Source organism: Paenibacillus sp. Soil766 (genome assembly GCF_001428105.1).
In the GTDB taxonomy this organism is placed as follows: Bacteria; Bacillota; Bacilli; order Paenibacillales; family NBRC-103111; genus Paenibacillus_E.
Genome location: NZ_LMSJ01000007.1, coordinates 115,746 through 135,405, shown reverse-complemented (window position 1 = coordinate 135,405; position 19,660 = coordinate 115,746). Strand labels below are relative to the sequence as shown.

The 19,660-nt window shown below is 34.9% G+C and carries 13 protein-coding genes; 1 reads left to right on the top strand and 12 read right to left on the bottom strand.

Translation table 11 applies throughout. The annotated features are described in order from the left end of the window. Positions 1–142: 142 nt before the first annotated feature. The 4 genes from ASG89_RS06825 to ASG89_RS06810 all read right to left on the bottom strand — a co-directional run bounded on the left by ASG89_RS06825 (position 143) and on the right by ASG89_RS06810 (position 6,701). A complete protein-coding gene (locus tag ASG89_RS06825; protein ID WP_162259683.1) occupies positions 143–2,218 on the bottom strand; it encodes a helix-turn-helix domain-containing protein in 2,076 nt (691 codons plus the stop codon). Positions 2,219–2,682: 464 nt separating this feature from the next. Beyond that, positions 2,683–4,335, bottom strand: coding sequence for a glycoside hydrolase family 43 protein (locus ASG89_RS06820; protein WP_057309850.1), 1,653 nt, complete (start codon positions 4,333–4,335; stop codon positions 2,683–2,685). Positions 4,336–4,650: 315 nt separating this feature from the next. Next, the gene (locus ASG89_RS06815; RefSeq protein ID WP_057309849.1) at positions 4,651–6,369 is read right to left on the bottom strand and encodes a TniQ family protein; all 1,719 of its coding nucleotides are present in this window, start codon (positions 6,367–6,369) and stop codon (positions 4,651–4,653) included. After that, the gene (locus ASG89_RS06810; protein ID WP_057309848.1) at positions 6,369–6,701 is read right to left on the bottom strand and encodes a hypothetical protein; all 333 of its coding nucleotides are present in this window, start codon (positions 6,699–6,701) and stop codon (positions 6,369–6,371) included. Before ASG89_RS06810 ends, ASG89_RS06815 begins: the two co-directional genes overlap by 1 nt. Before the next feature lie 146 nt (positions 6,702–6,847). Between ASG89_RS06810 and ASG89_RS06805 the strand changes: the two genes are divergently transcribed. Next, a complete protein-coding gene (locus tag ASG89_RS06805; protein WP_057309847.1) occupies positions 6,848–7,192 on the top strand; it encodes a helix-turn-helix domain-containing protein in 345 nt (114 codons plus the stop codon). Positions 7,193–7,248: 56 nt separating this feature from the next. Here the strand turns inward: ASG89_RS06805 and ASG89_RS06800 are convergent, their stop codons facing one another. The 8 genes from ASG89_RS06800 to ASG89_RS06765 all read right to left on the bottom strand — a co-directional run bounded on the left by ASG89_RS06800 (position 7,249) and on the right by ASG89_RS06765 (position 19,496). Next, positions 7,249–8,202 (bottom strand): TniB family NTP-binding protein, encoded by a 954-nt coding sequence (locus tag ASG89_RS06800; protein ID WP_057309846.1) that lies wholly within the window; start codon positions 8,200–8,202, stop codon positions 7,249–7,251. A gap of 124 nt (positions 8,203–8,326) precedes the next feature. After that, positions 8,327–10,432 carry a Mu transposase C-terminal domain-containing protein gene (locus ASG89_RS06795; RefSeq protein WP_057309845.1) on the bottom strand — a complete coding sequence of 702 codons (2,106 nt, stop codon included), beginning with the start codon at positions 10,430–10,432 and terminating at the stop codon, positions 8,327–8,329. Positions 10,433–10,438: 6 nt separating this feature from the next. Beyond that, on the bottom strand, positions 10,439–11,188 hold the full coding sequence (locus ASG89_RS06790; protein WP_057309844.1) for a TnsA endonuclease C-terminal domain-containing protein: 750 nt from the start codon (positions 11,186–11,188) through the stop codon (positions 10,439–10,441). A gap of 204 nt (positions 11,189–11,392) precedes the next feature. Further along, positions 11,393–11,665, bottom strand: a complete 273-nt coding sequence (locus ASG89_RS06785) for a hypothetical protein (protein WP_057309843.1) — start codon at positions 11,663–11,665, stop codon at positions 11,393–11,395. An 86-nt stretch (positions 11,666–11,751) separates the two neighbouring features. After that, complete coding sequence (locus tag ASG89_RS06780; protein ID WP_057309842.1) at positions 11,752–14,148, bottom strand: AAA family ATPase; 2,397 nt, start codon at positions 14,146–14,148, stop codon at positions 11,752–11,754. Next, positions 14,141–14,854 (bottom strand): ABC-three component system middle component 1, encoded by a 714-nt coding sequence (locus ASG89_RS06775; RefSeq protein ID WP_057309841.1) that lies wholly within the window; start codon positions 14,852–14,854, stop codon positions 14,141–14,143. Before ASG89_RS06775 ends, ASG89_RS06780 begins: the two co-directional genes overlap by 8 nt. Then, positions 14,851–16,263 carry an ABC-three component system protein gene (locus ASG89_RS06770; protein ID WP_057309840.1) on the bottom strand — a complete coding sequence of 471 codons (1,413 nt, stop codon included), beginning with the start codon at positions 16,261–16,263 and terminating at the stop codon, positions 14,851–14,853. The genes ASG89_RS06775 and ASG89_RS06770 overlap by 4 nt, the downstream gene beginning before the upstream one ends. Before the next feature lie 590 nt (positions 16,264–16,853). Continuing rightward, complete coding sequence (locus ASG89_RS06765) at positions 16,854–19,496, bottom strand: adenosylcobalamin-dependent ribonucleoside-diphosphate reductase (protein WP_057309839.1); 2,643 nt, start codon at positions 19,494–19,496, stop codon at positions 16,854–16,856. Positions 19,497–19,660: the final 164 nt, after the last annotated feature.

Sequence of the window (19,660 nt, the reverse complement as noted above, 5' to 3'; positions counted from 1 at the left end):
CTCGCCTTGACCGAACAAATCTGCCTTTTCAATATTGCTCCCGTCTGAACTGTAGCATTTAAAGAAACTGCTATTGTGTGAAAATAAAAAAAGCACCCTATTATACTTCAATAGGGTAAACTTTAATGTATTAGCATTACTTCTATTTCTCCGATTTCTCTAAACGGTATTGAACCGGAGTGACTCCGAAATAAGCCTTGAATTTGTTATGGAAATATTGTTTATTCCGATATCCGACTTGAATAGAAATAGCCGCTACCGTCATGTCGATCTCTTTACTCAGTAAATTTGCCGCTTTCTCCATCCGACTTCGGGTTACATATTCTGTAAAAGACTCATCCATAACTTCCCCAAACAGTGTTGAGATATAAGCGGGAACAAGTCCAGCTACTTCTGATAAAAGCTGAAGAGATAAATCCATATGAAGATTCTCATCAATGTAAGATTTTAATTTTAAAATCACCTTCTCATGAGAATGGCTCTTAGATTCCTTGACATGCGTAGCTATTTTTATTGAAATGTTGCGTATTAAATGAAGCGTCTCATCCAAAGTTTCTGTCATCATATGATTTGAAAGCCCTGAGATTGATATAATCTTTTGAACTTCCAGCTCCACAACCACATGGTAAAGAGTCGTCACTAATTGTAAGACTGTAAGCTCAACAGTTTCAAGCTGATAGTTTGCTGATTTGATTCTCTTCTCCATCTCATTGATGACTTGGATCGCTGCATCGATATCACCTGCTTTAATCGCTGCTTTATATGCTTCGTTCGAGAAGAAACAAGGTTCTATATGTTTGGAGCGTATATTTGCATATAGTAATGTCTGTTCATTCCCATAAATAAAATGGTACTTAGAAGCTTGCAAAGCAAACTGGTATGACTCAGATATCTCTTCCAAGGAAGGCACAATAGTTCCGATAGAGGCGTCAAACCGAATCCCTACTTCTTTCAGTGATCTTCTCACTTCTGAGATATGTTCATTAAGCAGAGTCTCTACTACACTAAGCATAAAAGAATTCATCATATAAATAATAGCGACCTCGCTATTGTTCAATGTGATCAACAAATTCGGTATCCGATGATCTAGACTATCATATCGCTCTTTATATGCTTCAGACGCTCCTTCGTGAACACGGATGTGTACGACAACATATTCGCCATTCAAGGGAAAATCATCAATTTGTTCCAAGCCCAAACTCGTACCAAGCAGCAAATTCTTCAGTCCATTGGATTTAGCTTTGGATTGCAGTATTTTGATTTGCTTTCCTAATGTTAATAAAGCGCTGTCCATTGTAACATCATCATGTACATTGTGCACCTGATGAGTCTGAATTAAGCTTTTAATGAGTTGTAACGACTTTTTAATTGGATTATTAAGCTGTTTTGAAAGCAAATAAGAGACACACAACCCGAAACATAAAACAAAAAAACTGACCCAGATCACTCTTTTTTTAAATATCTCGGATGAGAGTGCAAAGGAGTTCATAGGCCGTATCATGGCATACGTCCAGCCACTTTTTGCATCAACCAAGTAGGAAGCAATTTGTTTATTTGACGACTTACCCAGCACTTCTACCAAGTCATCCGATCCAATAAAATTCTCAATAAGAGATTTTTCATCCTTACTCACAGTAGTGGATTCTATAATTATTTTTCCGTTTTCATCGAAAACAAAAAGCTTATCCAAGTCACGATTCATTCGCTCTGACAGTGACTTCGTTAAGTAGTCAATATCGATATCTAGATACATATAACCGTTAGGTGATGCCCATAAACTAACAAAGGGTAGCTTAATCATGTAGGTCATTACTTTGTTTCCATTCGGCAACGTACGAATCATCCAGTGATTCTGAGGGGTGTTACTCAATCCATTAATAAACTCGTAATCCAGAGAATTCTCCGGTTTCGAATAGAAGTATTGTTGATCTACAACATAATTACCCTTTTTAAAGTAAATGGTTACATTCGTAACCCCTTCTGTCGCAACCTTTAAGATTTCTAAATTGCTTCGAAAAGCATAAATCCGACTAAGATTTCCTTCCATCTCATTATCCAATAAATAATTTAATGCAGCGCTATTGGTAGACACATAAGCTGAAGAAACAGCCTCTTTCATGAGAATATCTTCATATTTTTTCAAAATTGTTCCACGAAGTAGTTCCCTTGAATGTTCTAAGTTGATCTTACTCTCTTGCGATATTTCCTTCACCATCATCCGATTAGCTTCACTAACCAGATATCCTCCTGCAAGGCCTACAAGTAAAAATGCGAAAATGGTATAGGATAAGACTAATCGCACAAAAAAACTATTCTTGTATTTGGGAGGTACTCTCATTCGTTAAGTTCTCCTTGCTCTAGTTATTCTTAAGACTGCTTCAAATAATATCAGTGCAGATAAATTAATTTTAAATATCGGATTTATTATCATATTTTTCTTTAAATGTTAATTAAACAATATCTGAATTGATATTTAGAAAAATTAACATATGGCTTCTCTTTCTCAAAACGCAAGATTATGAAAACGCATTCAAATGCGCCTTGCCTACAGGCATATAATCAATATCGCATGCGGTTTGCTGAGAATATAGTTAAGCCATAAGACAAGAAAACCAAAAGTAGGTTTGGAACTATTTTGTTCAGATAGTTCCAAACCTACTTTCCTAATGAGAGAGACCTATGTTATTCAGTTCTTGCATTCCGGTAAGTGAAATATTTAATATCTGCAGACTTTCTTCTACCCGTAAAATCTTGTGCAGATATACCAAACATTGCGCCCGTAAAGCCCGGCCAACAGTACTCATCCGAGATTTTAAGGGCATCCACTGGATCGCCCAACCCTGACCAGTGAATTCCATCAAAAGAGTATAGAAACGAAGCAATAGACTTTTCCACCTTAACTTTTAAATAAATCTGATGATGATCAAAATATAATGGCGCGGAAGTCGTATTTATGAAAAATCCTTGATCAAAGCACATCATACTTAAGTATTTCCTTTGACTTTTTTCGTCAAACGACACATAGGCATAATATTGATTTGACTCATTGTAACGATATAAAATGCCGGCTAGTTGCTGATAGCTATCCGGCTCGAATTCCATACAAGTTTCAACCTCACAGTAAAAACTTTGCTGTCTTCTAAACAAGGCCGCTTGCTGATGTCTTGAGACAATAGAATCTCTACCATATATGCGCAAGTACCCCTCACGCTCACTGGTAGTAAAGTAATCATTCCCCATTGGTATTCTTAGATTTAAGAAATCACAAGATAAATGCGCATCATGAAAATCATATATGAATTCTGTCGAAGCATTTTCCTTACTATTACTTTCATAAGGTACCTCAAACGATTCTAATGGAGCATTGCTTCCACCTAAAATATATGGCCAACCATCTCTCCACTCAATAGGTTGAATACCTGTTTCACGCCCCAGTACACTAAACGAATTTTCTCTAGAATAAACTAAATCATCGTCTTTCTTTATCGGTCTTGAACACAAATGCACGAGATACCATTCATCGTAAATACCGGTAAGAAGTGCACCATGGCCTGATTTTTGCAGTCCTACTTCCTGATTCCCTGCTGCCGTCAATAAGTAAGGATTGCCGGGTCGGATCTCATAGGGACCACAGATATCCTTTGAACGCGCAATCGTACAGGCATGTTCATATTCTGTTCCACCTTCTGCAGTTAAAAGGTAGTAATAGCCATCTTTCTTATATAGATGTGGCCCCTCAGTTAACCCCTTTTCTGTACCTCTGAAAATAATATTTTCTTCACCAATAAGTCTTTGTTGATTTGGATCATATTCTTGCATGGCAATCCCATAAAATCCAGCGGCATGTTGCCCTTCGCTTCCAGGTTCTTTCCTCCAAGACCATTTGGCATATAACAGCCACTTTCTTCCGTCATCGTCATGAAACATAGAAGCATCAAAACCAGATCCCGTCAAATAGATGGGATCACTCCATGGACCATCCAAGCTAGTACTTGTAATTAAAAAATTGTAATCATCATGGAATGGAATTCCTTCTTTACCTTCCAATTTAAAAGTACGAATGTTAGAGTACACCAAATAAAACATGCCATTGGAGAAAGACAAGCATGGCGCCCAAACACCCGATGAAGAATCTTGATTCATCATATTAAGCAGTCGATCTTCATTTAGTGGATATGCCTCTGTTTGCCATTGAATTAAATCTTTTGAAGAACTGATTTTAACTCCCGGATAGTATTCAAATGTTGAATTCGCAATATAGAAAGTATCTCCCACACGAACCGCGGATGGATCAGGATGAAAGCCTGGTAAAATAGGATTCTGCACTATGGACATAACATGTATCCCCCTATCTTAAAATATATTTTTAACTATAAAAGTGTTCCCTTTCATTGAATAGGCAATATCCTACTAATTTACTGGCTAATTTCAACTGTATTACGTTTCAGTGCATTCTTATAATATTATAAAAACCAAAACCAACCTAAGCACCATGCGTTAGATATTCGCATGGTGCTTAGGTTGGTTTTCTAAAATACATAATTGTTACGTTTCTTACAAACAAAATTACAAACAAACAATAGCCTTTATAAATTTCGAATCTGAAATGAGCCAAATTTCGAACTAATCCATCATTTCCTCGAAAGGTCATTAGCTTTGCCCGTAGGATCTCTTTGCCCGTATTGTCTTTTCAATTCTCAATTTAGTCGTTTCTTTATATAAAAATCTAGTCCTCCCATCCTTATAGTGACTTATAATGTCCGGTTGTATGTTATTTTCCTCGAGCAAACGATGGAGTCGTTTCTCTCCAATTTTAAAAACTTTAAGTAAATCAGAAAAAAAGTATCCCCGTTCTTTTAGACCTCTTGTTTTAAGATAAATCAAACATTTATAAAGCTTATCGTTTTCAAGATATAAGTCACGAAGTGTCATCTCAGAGTTATGACGAACAGGCGTTAGTACACCAGATAATATCAATTGTATAAGTGATACAATTGTTACATTAAATATTGTGTACTTAATTAGAGCATCATGAAAACTAATACAATTAGGAGGAATACTACTTACTAATTGCCCTTTGCACCTTATGACCAGTTTATTTACGTCATCCAGATTTACCCTTTTTGATTTCCCGGAGTAGTTCAAACTCACTTGAAAAAATTCAGCTCGAATGAGGCTTTCTACAGAAGCAGCATGTATACCTAGGATAAGAGCGGCTTCTTTTTTTGTTATCCATCTCTTCTCTTCCTCGAGGTACATATCAAGGGTAGTCTGATCAACAAAATACTCATTCTTCTTACTCTGATTCATTTGAACTAAGTTGTTCTTTTTTAGCCGAAGCATTTTCCCATAAGTAACACCTTTTTCAATCTTAACCTCCTCGCGGCGGATTACTTTTCGCTTCTGAAGTAACCCAGGCTCCTCCTTAAAAACTCCAAAATTACGTCTAATTACACCTATTTCCAACTTCTGAATACAATAAAGATGAAATGCCTCTCTTATTTCAGAATAACAATCTCGTTTTACTAGTTTCTCAAAGTTCTGAAATGCTCCATATCTTTTCATACCTTTATCTTTTGCTAAAAATAAATCTAGCACATGAAAAAAATGATTTGGGAAATTTACATACATCCAGTCAACATTTGAAAAGGCTATAGCATGTTTTAAACTGTTTCTCGTCCTACTTTTACTATTATGGAATATCTCCAATATCTCTTGACAAAAACCCGTTAAATCAGTCAATCCATCTAAGAACATGAAGCTGGCGAATACTAGATCTAAATAGTCATTAGCTTGCAATTCAAAAATAGCTGATTTTTCTTTGTTAATTAAGCAATTTACAAGCTTTGTTTGGGAGTCTGAAAAGTTATCAAAATGAATATGTTCTAAAGTAATCTGATTTAGTCGCGTTAAACAACATTTACAACGTTTCTCAATAAAATCAAAAAGATCTAAGGGCTGAAAGCATGTACTGCATCCTTCTTGGAATAACACGAAATGTTTAGTACACATTCGTAATGGTAAAATACACCACTCTAAGCGATGATAAAAACTTTCCTGAATACATAACGGACAATATTTAAGATTATTTCTTTGAATTAATTTATTGGACCAAGAATGGTTAAGAGCACTTAAAATACGATTGGTATTGTTTATATTTTCCCCAAACAGAATCCATGGGCAAACTTTTAACAAGTCTTGTTCCTGAATTTCATTGTTTAGAAGTTGCCCGTAAGTTATTCCATTATCCCTTAAATAATTTGCATTTGGCATGAAAGAATTTGCTTTAAATAAACGAAATAAAAAACCAGATAAGCTTTCATCATTAAAATGTTTTGGACGCCTTGGCAAAAGTGAAATCCAATCCATTAAAATCTCTTCCGTTTACGTTCTTTAATTTTCTTTTTAATATTATTTAGTAATTGATAATAGTCCTCTAATTTCTCCGTGTTTATTTTATAATGTTGAATTTGAAGTGCAATTTCTAAACAACCATTTTCCAATGTGATTAAAAGATAGTCATCAGTATCTGTATCCACGTAGACCTTTAGCATTCGTACATTGGATGTAGATAGAAACCATTGGTTTCTAACTGCCCAATGACAAGAATAATACTTATCTTTGTATTTAATACCTTTCTCTGTTACTTCTGAAAACGCTGGAATGAACAATCCTATAATATCATCCTTATTTGTCTCCATATGATTCCTCCTATGAATCTATTAATAATAGAGTTCCCAATATTCATAGTTTTGATACGTATACATAACATTTTATGTATAATGTTATTTTTACAATCATGTTTTTCTTATCGTATGTTGTCTAAACTTTTTATGAGGTGTAGACAATGACAGATCGAGAACAGGTACTGCTGGGAAAACGTATTCGAGATATAAGAAAAGCAAGAGGATACTCTCAAGAACATTTAGCCGAGATTTCTGGTTTTCATTACACTTACATTGGTGGCCTAGAACGTGCTCAAAAAAATGTCACACTTGCAAATTTAATTAAAATTGCAAGTGCTCTAGAAGTTGGAGTTTACGACTTGTTTGAATACACTAGAATAAGCTCTACTACAGATAAAAAATCGTCTGACATCGAAAAAATTATGGAAGTACTTATTAAACTTCCTACTCGAGATGTAAAAAAAATAAAAGATTTTGTGTACAACATGTTTGAAGACAAAATATAAGCGGTGGCATAATTGCCACCGCTTGATTTATAAAACCACGAATATATTAAAGGCAGCTACGCAGATGAGCTCTCGTCTTCTGATATTAATTCGTCTGCCAGAATTTTAGCCATATCATTATCAGCAAACTCTCCAATTATATTTTTTTGTGCCTCTGCTAAGACACTCCCATCTAATTTCCTCAATATATTAAAGTCATTAAAGTCCTCCTCCATCACACCAATAATATCAAATGCTTCCCTTAAAATTGGTTTTATCCATCCAACTAACCCACCAGTAATATCGTGAAGTAACTCAGGGAAAATACTTTCATCTTTAGTCCAATCCAAAAGTCCTGGAGGCGGTGATAGTTGAAGTTCAATATTCCTAATAAACCCTTTAAAAGAGTCATCACACTTCTCAAAATGCCGTAAAACTGTTTTAGGATATCGTCGAATATGTTGGTTATTTAAAGTTCTAAGTTCTTCAATAGCAAGGGTCCCAACGCACACTAAGCAAACATCTGCAGAGTTAGCAATATCTTTAATATTCTCCATTACAGCTTTTTGTTGGACATACGTTGAAGCTAGTAAGTAATCCAACTCATCAATGATGAGCATTTCAACTTTCAATTCCTTCATCATTTCGAAAGCTTGAGTTTTTATCCGATCAACATCCGCATTACGAGGAGGTAAATTCATAGCCTTAAGGATATTATTATAGAATCCCTTATAAGTAAATGGGACAGGGAGAGTCATGTAGATTACAGGCTTAATATCAGTTTCTGTATCGTCCTCATCTACAACAGTCCATCCTTTATTCTTTTTCACATATTTTTTTAATGTCATAGATTTCCCAGCACCAGACTTACCCTCAATAAAAATGTGTATAGGGGAATCCTCACTCTCTGCCCCCTCTCTTTTGTTCTTTCGATTTTTATCAAGTCTTTTCCAAATACGAGTAACCTCATCGTGTTCTATAAATAAATTACTAATTCGATCCTGAAATTCTTTGTGTTCATTGCTTATCATAGGCAAAAACCACTCCTTCAAAACTATTTGTTAAAAGGATTGCCAAGTTATACTGGAACTATTCTCTAATAGAGTAGATTTCCCAAATGGAATAGCAAAAAGGGGCATTTTTGCCCCAATCTAGTTAACTTTCTTTACCACTACGCTGGTTATTGTATTTTTCAATTAAACTTTGTGTCCTAGTAGGTGTAGATCTCTTTGCTGGTTGGACAGCTGTTAAGGCTACTGACAAAGTACCACCTTTATTCAAAATATGTTTTCTCATTGAGCTATTTTTGTTGACCATGGTTTCAAACCGCTCTTGAATTAATTTTTTCCCCTCAATTATTTGATCCGTACCAGGTATTTGTCTTTTGTTAATTTTCCCTTTCTCTATTAATATTTTGCGAATTGCTTTGTAGAGATCACGACTCATTCCTTGCACTTGCTCAGCAGGGGGAGATATAGATGGTACTTCAATGTAAGTTTGATTAATCGTATCCAAAATATAGATGTGGGATATATCTCGTACATCAAACTTAATCTTCACATTTTTCTTCATACGAGTATTAACAAAACGACTTGTCTCTGGTGAAGCATATCTTACATTCTCCTCACGAATTCCGTCTTTATCATATGATTTCATGTCAACAGGTAGTAACTTAATTAAATAGCTAGTCTCTTGATTAGCTGGAATACTTGGAGGGTAACCCATTCTATCTACAGCACGATGAAATCTTACAGCAGGGGTATCTTCTTCAAGTGGTAAACCCCTATGAGTATCAAAGTGATATACATCAACAAAATATCGAACCAGCAGTTCTCTTAAATCACTTATGGTTAGAATAGCTTCCTTTTTAGCTGATTGACGTTCTTCAGCCCTACTCCCTTTATTATAGAAACCCAATAATTGATCCAAAAACTCATCATTGATTGTTCTAAAAAATCTTTCTATTATTCCACCATACCGGGGATTAGCAACTGGTCTGAATCTTACTTCTGCCTGTAATTCATCTTCAATTATACTTTTTACATAAGCATTGTTGAACTCTGGACCATTATCCATATAAATTACAGTTGGAATTCCATGCATCTCCCAATCATTAATTGTTCCATACATATCTTTAGCTCGTTTTAAACATATCCCATTGTACATAGCACACATAACTTTATGACCTGATGGATTTTGAAAAGAAAGGTCAAATCCCCAAATCATCCTGGTAAAGACATCAATAGCAAGAGTAAGCCAAGGTTCACCAAGATCACTACCGGTAGTCTCATCAATTAGTTTTATTGGGAGTTTTACATGGTCAATCTCAATAACATTAAGTGGACATTTGGCAAAATACCCTGAAACTCTTTGTGTTACAGGATCATGATATTCAGCTTCCATTATTCCTTTCGACAACCTATCATAAATTTGTACATTAATCCTTTTAACCATTTTATATACAGTATCATAAAGCAGTGGTTCTAATTTCTTGGAAGAACATAACATCTCCAAATCAGAATGTAAATGAGTGATCTTCCTTCTTTTTTTTGATAAGAAACGCTTGATTCCATTCTCAATTAATGGAACGTATTCTTCATTCTCAACCCTGCAGTATATTGTATCTAGAATGATTTCATCCTTTTTAGGATGAACTATTTGGATAGCTTTCTCATCTTCCCTTGAATGGGCGTTATAATAAGCTTTTGAAATGAGACCTTCAACGCCAAAATTTTCCCTGTTGTTCTCAGACTCATAGTAAGCTTGTAAATATCTCTCCAATTGCCTTGGAGATATTTTCTTTTCTCCACTTTCCTTTGATTTCTTTGACACTCGCTCTAAAAGTTCTTTTTTTGTTAACTTGGCAATGGTTTCATTTCCATTCAGATATCCTTTATATATTTCATTAAAGGAATTTAAAGCGTACAAATCCCCTTGTTTAGCCTTATCGTAGAGAAGTAGCGGTTTAATTAAATTGAGCCGCAGTATAGTCTTCTTTTTTCTATCAGGAATTAGCGTATCTAACATAAATGTTACTTTTTTTTCAACGTTTGTCTCTTTTTTAGCTGCTCTCTTCATGACATTATCAGGACCAATAAATGTAGAATCTTCTATTAAGGAAATGTAGTTTATTTCCCTAATTTTTTTATCTCCATTTTCCCGATAATACAAAATATTTGGTGCCTGGATTTCGTGAACGAAGAATTTAACACCATTTAAGTAGAACTCGTCATCAATAGCTAAAGGATTATGTAACTTCATATGCACCTACTCCTTCTCAAATAATAAATTAATATCATCGAAAATTGTTCCAAACGAAACTTCACTTGTGTGGTCAATTTTTCTATTTATATTTGTTATCAGGATACCTGTTGCAATTAGATGGAATATCAGCGGCAGCACATGTCGATAGTCCACTTTGGGTTCAAAACTTTTTGCCAAGCGTATCACTTCAACTTTATGAAGATATTCTACCCGACGTTTAACTTCTGGAATTAAATCAGAAAAGTACTCTCTTGGTCGCAAGTAATTCACTAGCCACAAGATATTTTCCTTTATAATTTCTGGTATTGTTACCTTTGGATTAACCAAACTATATTCCCAACCCTGTTCTCTAGCATAATTCTCACAGATGGTATATAGAAAGGGGTCCTGCTCAACCTTACTGTTTCCACCTTTTATTTGGAATAGGATAGGTCTTGAGCCATCTCTGAAAGTTAGAGCATCTGGTACATGTACTTCTTCTTTCAATATGTACTCTTTAGTTAGTCTCTTTTTTGAAACATTGACTGGCTGCTCATAGTAGCGAATTGTTAACCTATCAAGCTCAAGTAAGTAATAAAAAAGGCACTCACCCCAAAATGATTCGTATTGCACTCCACGGTTCATTTTATAGCTGTAAATACTTCCTATCAGATGCTCAAATTCTCGGCTGCCTTTATTCGTTACATTTCGTTTCCGCGAGTATAATTTATCCTCTTTGCTCCAATCTTTTTTAGTACTCCAGTTGTAGTCCAATTAGTAGCCTCCTGAAAAGTGACAGAATATGTTCCAGATATGAATACTTTTCAGTATTACTTAAAATCCTGATAATAAACGTCGTTACTGTGGAGTCAACAAAAAAACCTCAATAAATCAGGTTCCCCTGAAAAATTGAGGGCTTAGCATTCTTATCTTAAAACATTAAGATTATCTCTTTATTTTCTAAATATTCCATTCTTACTATAATAAATCTCCGAATCTCATCTTCACATATATGTTTGGATTTTTAGTTTTCCATTCATATTCTTCAAAATTCATGTGTCTTTTCTTTCCATTCACAGTTAATATTGCAACAAATGTACTACCATTATTCTTGATTTGCGAATTCCATTCATTATTTATTATTCCTTTACCAATGTAGTCATACTTATCACTATCATTAACCATCCTAATGTAAGTATTAATCAATCCAATAAAATTTTTTTTATAATGCTCTTCTAATCCAATGCTCATAATACCGAACTCCCTCGGAATTAAATTTATTCAGATATAAAAAAATATGGAGTCTACTAAATAAATATTAGTAGACTCCATATTTTTTATAGGCTGAAATTTTCATTCTCAAGCAAATCATTGTATAGGTGTTCTTTTACATTGATATTATTAACTTTTAAACTATACTTTTGAAATTTATATCTCATGAACAATGATACTCTGTCTTCATGAGTAGAAAGTATAATTTGTTTGTTATTAAAATCATTTCTCAATAACTCAATAAATGAAGCCATATTCATTTCATCCATAGTCTGAACTGGATCATCAATAAGTATCGTCGAGATTCCGCCAATATTATATACTTTATTTATAGCTAATGTTAGAGCTATTACTGTTGATGATATTTGGCCTGAACTAAAAGAATGAATAATATCATGGTCAGTTTTTGCTGGTGGAACAAAAGTTATAGCTTTCAGCTGAGTTTCATTTGTCGACTGATTAGAATCTTCTTCTTCCTTGATGAAGACTCCTATCCCTCTTTGATGATTCTGAATAATTTTACCACTATAAATATAAAATGGAATTTCTACATCACTAATCATCTTGCCTCTATACTTATTAATTGCCTCCGATAATATAGGTGTTATCCTATTCAACATTGAAATATTATCATTAATCTTATCTAACCTTTTTTTTAGTTTCCGGTGTTCATTATAAAGTTTACTTGCTTGAATCAAATACAGGTACTCAATATAGTTTTTTTTCTGTTTTAAATCCTCTTTGTGTATTGACATAAGAAGATTTTCTTTTTTTAGAAAACGATTCTTATATAACTGATCAAATATTGTAAAGTTTTCTTTACAAAAATCACTAACTTCAACTTTTGAATTTTCTAATTTTTGCTTAATATCTATTACAAACTGATCAAGCTCAATTACATTTTTTTTGTTTTTATTAATATATTCAGTTATGTCTATGTTAAGATTTTTGAACCATTCAAGTGCTTTTGGGTAGTCAGAAATAACATCAACATACTGTCTTAATTGTTCAACAAATTGAGTATCAAGCCTATTTTCCCCTTCAAGTACTTTATCAAGATTTTCGATTAATTCATTTACATATAAATTATATATTTCATTTATTTCACTATTTATTTTTTTAGTAGATTCACTGTAATCTTTTCTTAATTCATCTGATTTAGCCTCAATTTCTTCAGATAGTTCGAGTAAGCTATTCTTACGAGCACCACATAAAGGACAATCATTATTTTTCTTTTTACTATCATTTAAATATTGTTTATAATCTTCAAATAAACTTTCGCGGGTTTTATTCATCTTCTCAACTAATTTAGATATCGTACTAGCTGATCTATCTAGAATTTCCAAAGAACTAATTCTTTGAGCGAACATACCCCCATCAATTGGAATATTGGCTAAATCGAACAAATATACCCAATCAATGTTCTCATGTATTATTTCTTTGTTTTTTATTTTCAATAAAACACTCCGTAGAATTTCTTGTTTTTTATATTCATCTTCAATTTTACTATATTCATCTTTAAATTCACTGAAGATAATAATTGCTTTTATTCTTAAATCATTAATAATTACTCTTTGTATTTCATTATTTTTTAATTGCTGCTTATATTCATCCCAATATTGAACTAGTTTAGCAATATCATCTATTTCATTTAAGTATATCTCTTTAATATCCTTATCGAGGGGTTCCACATTTACTTTATCCCACGGAATCTCTAAATCATCATCCTTGATAAGCTGCACGTATTGCACTTTTTCTATATTCTTTTTCAAGGTAATGTTTAAGCTACCTTCGATTTGCTTAATTTGCCTTTCAGTTTGTGATTTATTTGCCACTAATTTCCTCTTAACGTTGTCTAAAAGTTTTTTTTGTTCCATTTCGGTTTCAATATTGAAGAGTTTTGAAATTACTTGCATACGATCTTTTTCATTTTTTTTTAATAAGTGAGCACTTTCATCTTGTTCAATGTAGTGAAACAACGAAAACTCTTCTCTTAAATTTTTTGTTGATAATAACTCATTCATTTTCTCTTCAGAAATTCTTACCTTTTTATCGCTTTCAAAACTATCGTATTTATATAGATTATATATTTTCATAAAATCATTTGAATTAGGACGTTTTTGTGTATTTGAAAAAGTACTCGCAGAAAATTCTCTAGAAATGACACAACGATCATTGGCATTATCACTATTAATAAATTCAATTTTAATTACTGTAGGTAAGTATTGATTTTTACTCAGTAAATGATCAGTGAATCCTCTAGTAGTTGTTACTATTGAATTGGAATACACCCTTCTGATTTTTCCAGTAACAACAAATTCTACTGCATCATAAATTGTAGTTTTTCCAAATCCATTTGGCCCATCTAATACTGTTAATATTGCTCCATTAAAAGATAAGATAGCGTTATCAACTGATTTAAAGTTTTGTATATGTATTCTATTAATTATATATTTATTCATCAATATCAACCCCTAAATAACTTATGATTTGTTCAATATTGGGATCATTATTATTGTTATTTAAAAAGTTCTCTATAAGTCCACTATAAAATATCCAATCACTATCTTCCATTTTACTACGTATCTCATCTGATAATTTTATTAGTTTTTTAATTTCATGTTTTATATTTAAGAAGGGGATTTTAATAAAAAGCTTTGAGACTATATCATATTCAATTGCAATTTCTGAGTCTTGATTCCTTTTAAAGCTATTAAAATAATCAGCATTCAACAAAAATTCATTCAAGTATTCAATTACTTCAATCTCCTGACTTAATCGCTCAATAATCAATTCCTGTTGTTGTTGTGTGTACACTAATACATATTTCTTGAAATAATATGGATCTTCTTCTAAATCATAAATCAATGAATTTTGCTCTTTAGTAAATTGCATTGAATTTGATTCCATCAATAGTATCAGTGAAAGGTTTTTTTCTATTCCGATAAAACCCTGCCTATTAGTTATTATAGTTGAATAGAATTCTTCAAATAATTCGTTGTAATCATGTAATAATTTTATTTTATTAACATTCACAACAACAAAAAAATCAAACTTACCATAGTCGGTCCTCTCAGCAAAAAAGACATTTGAACTACTACTTCTTAAGACGTCATCACTAATTTGGAATCCACTCTCAGTGAAAATCTGCTTTAATAAATTTATCATTTAAGTTCCTCCATGGCTGAAGCTACTTTCAAAAAATCCATCCGCTTTGGACTTGTAATAGCTTCTTTACTATTGACCCCTATTCCGTCTGGTTCATTCTCATATGCTTTCTTAATATCAAAAATGTTTCCGCTAAACGTACCTTCAATCTCAGTTGTAATTATTTTATGAATATCAAACAGAATGTAAGATAATTGATCATCACTTTTTAAATTTTGGAATATTTTTTTACCTATATTTTCTACGCTATTTGGACCCATTGATTCTGCAATTGTTGTAATTAGATGATGAACTCCATCCTTATTAAATACAAATGCTTCTTTAATACTTGTAGATTTTATTTCAAATCTGCTCTCTAAATTTATCATTGGAATCAAATTTTTCTGGACTCCTATTTTATTTACTAATTCACGATAAGTCCTTATAGAAATATTTTTTTTAGAATGAATATTTGGTGATAGTTTTTTACAAATTGTAAGAAATTCTTCATCACTTAAGTCTTTTAAATAATTCCAGTTATTATTCCAAGCAATACATTGAGTTTCGTTATCTGAAGGACAAATTCCAAAATTCTCACAAAAATCTATATAATACTCTTGTAGAGATAACTTTAAATAAGCTACCGCGGTCTTAGCGGATAGTTTGAAAATAAATTCTTCTTTAAGTATAGCTAATATTTTTAAAAAAGTGATTTCCGGAACGGTTGTTTTTTTGACATGTATTGATCTCACTAAATCATCAATTGTAGCTGTTAAGTTTCGATAAATATGATCAATATTTTCATCAATATAAGAAAACTCTTTATCAACATGATTGTCATTCTCTTTGTAAAATTTCCTAATTTGATCCTTAATTTCCTCTTCGATCTCATCTAAATTTACAATTCGTTTAAATGGTAATTCAGCATACTCATCATTTAGTCGTAATTTAATAAATGCTTCATAGAATTGCTCCTTCTCAGCTAATAACTCTTTATAACGCACTTGTTGTTGAACTTTTTTCGTAGGTTCATATTCTTTTAATATCTTTTCTAGCTCATCCTTATCAACGTCTTCAATTTCACAAGTCGAATGTAAATTTGCATATTTTATTGAATTAAACTTCGCAGATTTCCCCATCAAGTCTAGAATCGCACTTCTATATGTACTAATTTTTGATCTATTTTGGCTCTGATATGCTTTTACTTGATGTATAGAATGATATTCACCGTTACACTTTATTGAAAAATCTTCGAGATGCTCAATTTCTAATACAAAATCACTTATTTCATGAACTTCTTTACTATTTATTAGACTAAGGACTGTATAAATGGCTACTTTCCCTTGATAATCATATCCACTCCATGAAGGCACCGCACTATGACTATCACTATTCTCATCAGTTATCTGTCTAGAATCTTCAGAATTCATAATTATCCCCGATCATTTAGTCTAAAGTAAGATACGGTTTACACATTCTCCTATTATATTACAATTATTTCATTCTTCCAATGATCTCCAGTGTTTTGAGCATAAGAACGTCGAGACATGTTTTATTTCAAAGCTGTAAAAATTAACCCCAAAATAAGTAAATGCTCGATCTGGAACTGAGACTTTGATATCTTCCTAATTTGAGAGAGATATTACCCGATCAAATAGTACAGCAATATTTGCAAGAGCAAAGATTATACATCATGTTCATTGGTAAACGGATAATCACTACAAGTTAAAAAAAATGTCATTCTATAATCCATTTTCCGGCCAAGTCTTTGCACGAAAAAACAGCTTGTAAGAGATTATATTAAATACAAGAAATTCGAAGTAAAAAGTTGAAAAAGCCCGTACCATCAAGGCACGAGCTGACGACAATTATGTTCTAATTCAACGACATTTTAAGTTCTATTCACCGACATTTCAAGTTACAACTCACACATTCTAATTAATTCTGCAACAATCCGTCTAAGGAATTATGGAACAATTCTATTTATTTAATATCCAGGGCCCCCGCCCTGGATTTTTCATCAATTACATCTGCTATAACCGCAGTTGATACAATTCTTACACCCTTCGCTGTTCACCAGCGAAGCCGAACCACACGCCGTGCACAGATCCTTCGACGCGACAGGCGTCGCGCTTGGAGCCGCGTGCCCGCTAACACCCGCAGCGCCCCCAGCCGACGCTGCTTCAACGACCTCACTCGTCGCGGTCACGTAGTTCCGCGCGTCGTCAGGCTCGCTCATCACTTCGTCGTGCTGCTCGAGTGCTTTGGCAACCGCGTCTGCGATCGACTCGACACGGTTGTTGCCGAATCCAATGGCGCCGGAGCCGCCAATGCCTTTCAAGTGCTTCACGAGCAGCTTCACTTTGTCCCCGTGATCACCATAACGCAAGAACAAGGAGCATACGCGCCCTAACGCTTCGGACATCGCGAACACGTCGGAGCCGGCTTTACCTACATTAAGGAAAATCTCACTCGGTGTTCCGTTCATATCATTGATGGTGATATATGCCATACCAAATGGCGTATTCACTTTATAAGTCGCACCACGTAGAATTTGCGGACGACGCTTGTATTGCTTATCGAAGCCTTGCTCCGTCTTAGCATCCACGTTTACTGCAAGCTTGCCAGAAATGGCTGCAAAACTTTCTTTCTCCACAACAGCCTCTGCCGCGACAGCTACTGGTGCTACTACTTCTGGCTGAGCCTCAACTTTCACTTCTTCCTTTTTATCCGAACTCGTACTTAACACCTGCACATCACGACTGCCATCGCGATAGATCGTCACACCTTTGCAACCCAGATCGTACGCCAATTCATAGAGTCGTTTCGTTTCCTCAACCGTGAAATCAGCTGGACAGTTTGCCGTCTTGGAAATCGAGCTATCCACCCAAGTCTGGATGGCAGCTTGTGCACGAATATGATCTTCTGCGGACAAGCTCATCGAGGTGACGAAGTAATCCGGCAGATCTTGATCTGGATTCGCGTCCTTCCAATTCTGCGCAATCGGCACATACTGTTTATCGAAGCCTAGGCGACTTTGACGATAGTACTCGAATGCGAAGTAGGGCTCGATCCCCGTTGAAGTGCCCACCATTGTCCCCGTACTTCCCGTTGGCGCTTGGGTAATTACCGTCACGTTACGCATGCCATTCTGATGAATGGCCTCACCAACCTCAGGATATACTTCAGTCATTTTGCGCATAAAGCCGCTTTCCATAAATTTATCTTCGATAAAGGCTTGGAAAGATCCCTTCTCGCCTGCAATCTCAGATGAAGCCAGATACGCTTCTCTCGCCATAAATCCATAAATCTTGTCTAAGAATACGAGGGATTCAGGACTGCCGTACCGTATTTTCAAAAGAATCATAAGCTCTGCCAGACCCATCGTACCCAGTCCTACGCGACGCTCGTTTTGCTGATTCGCCCGATTTTCTTCGAAATGATACGGTGTTTTGTCAATAACATTATCAAGAAAACGCGTTGAGTATCGCACAACGGTAGCTAACTCTTCCCAATCCACATCGTGTTTCTCCGCATCATAGAACTTCGATAGATTAATGGCAGATAAGTTACACACACCCCATGCCGGAAGTCCCTGTTCTCCACATGGATTCGTACAAATGATTGGGTTGAAGTACCAGCTGTTGGACATTTGATTGTAATATTCCAAGAAAACTACGCCTGGCTCTGCTGATTTCCAAGCAGACTCAATGATCGAATGCCATACATCACGCGCGCGAACCGTGCGATAAGGCTTAACAGCTTTCCCTAATTTCTTCCACGCATCTAAATTGCCATCCCATAGCTCATTGTACTCTGGATCTGTCGTATCCGGGAACACCAGTTCCCACTTCAAATCTTCCTTCACTGCTTTCATGAACCCATTGCTGACACACACGGACAAGTTCGCGTTCGTAATTTGCCCCATTGTGGACTTCACTGTAATGAAATCCTCCAGATCCGGATGCCAATCATTAATCATCAGCATTAACGCCCCGCGTCTGCTTCCGCCTTGCTCGATTAATCCCGTCGTATAGCTAAATAATCCGCCCCACGAGACAGCCCCGCTGGACGATCCATTTACACCTTTCACCACAGAACGTCTCGGACGTAGCGAAGACAGGTTGATTCCAACGCCACCACCGCGTGACATAATTTCCGTCATTTCGGTCAACGTGCTCATAATTCCGCCGCGACTATCCTTCGGTGAAGGAATGACGTAACAATTGAACAAAGTCAATTCATCACTCGCATCCGCGCCTGCTGCAATACGGCCTCCAGGTACAAGCTTCCAATCGTTCAGAATATATCTGAATTTCTCCGTCCATTCCTGACGCTTTTCCGCTGTCTTCTCAACTGAAGCCATCGCTCCTGCCAAACGATCCCACAATTCTTCAGGTGTTTTCTCCATATTTAACGTTAGTTTCTCAACTGCAGATTCCACGGTTTCCCCACTGCGCGTTCGAACCTTTACGGTATTTCCTTCACGACTAATAATTTCGCCAACTTCTTTGGCTGGGAATTTCGGATCATCCTTAGTCAGTACAAGGACGGTATCTCCCACTTTCGCATGACTTGTGTCCGCATTCTTAAGTGCATAGCGATCCAAAAAGATTTTCTCACTCAATCCCGTTAGCTTCTTACTCTCATACACATTCCCCATGAACATAAGCCTCCCAATTAAAGTGCAAATTCAGCTGCAATTAAGATAATCACTACAAGAGTCATTAGCCAATAATTCTCAATATCTGGTAGTGCCAAATCATTATACTACACAACATATGGATGTACCATTGGCAAAAGAACCAAATTCACTCTAGTGACAGA

Excerpts from the sequence above, each read along its gene's own strand:
- ASG89_RS06825 (WP_162259683.1), bottom strand. The coding sequence starts at position 2,218 with ATGATGGTGAAGGAAATATCGCAAGAGAGTAAGATCAACTTAGAACAT.
- ASG89_RS06820 (WP_057309850.1), bottom strand. The coding sequence starts at position 4,335 with ATGTCCATAGTGCAGAATCCTATTTTACCAGGCTTTCATCCTGATCCA.
- ASG89_RS06815 (WP_057309849.1), bottom strand. The coding sequence starts at position 6,369 with ATGGATTGGATTTCACTTTTGCCAAGGCGTCCAAAACATTTTAATGAT.
- ASG89_RS06810 (WP_057309848.1), bottom strand. The coding sequence starts at position 6,701 with ATGGAGACAAATAAGGATGATATTATAGGATTGTTCATTCCAGCGTTT.
- ASG89_RS06805 (WP_057309847.1), top strand. The coding sequence starts at position 6,848 with ATGACAGATCGAGAACAGGTACTGCTGGGAAAACGTATTCGAGATATA.
- ASG89_RS06800 (WP_057309846.1), bottom strand. The coding sequence starts at position 8,202 with ATGATAAGCAATGAACACAAAGAATTTCAGGATCGAATTAGTAATTTA.
- ASG89_RS06795 (WP_057309845.1), bottom strand. The coding sequence starts at position 10,432 with ATGAAGTTACATAATCCTTTAGCTATTGATGACGAGTTCTACTTAAAT.
- ASG89_RS06785 (WP_057309843.1), bottom strand. The coding sequence starts at position 11,665 with ATGAGCATTGGATTAGAAGAGCATTATAAAAAAAATTTTATTGGATTG.
- ASG89_RS06780 (WP_057309842.1), bottom strand. The coding sequence starts at position 14,148 with ATGAATAAATATATAATTAATAGAATACATATACAAAACTTTAAATCA.
- ASG89_RS06775 (WP_057309841.1), bottom strand. The coding sequence starts at position 14,854 with ATGATAAATTTATTAAAGCAGATTTTCACTGAGAGTGGATTCCAAATT.
- ASG89_RS06770 (WP_057309840.1), bottom strand. The coding sequence starts at position 16,263 with ATGAATTCTGAAGATTCTAGACAGATAACTGATGAGAATAGTGATAGT.
- ASG89_RS06765 (WP_057309839.1), bottom strand. The coding sequence starts at position 19,496 with ATGGGGAATGTGTATGAGAGTAAGAAGCTAACGGGATTGAGTGAGAAA.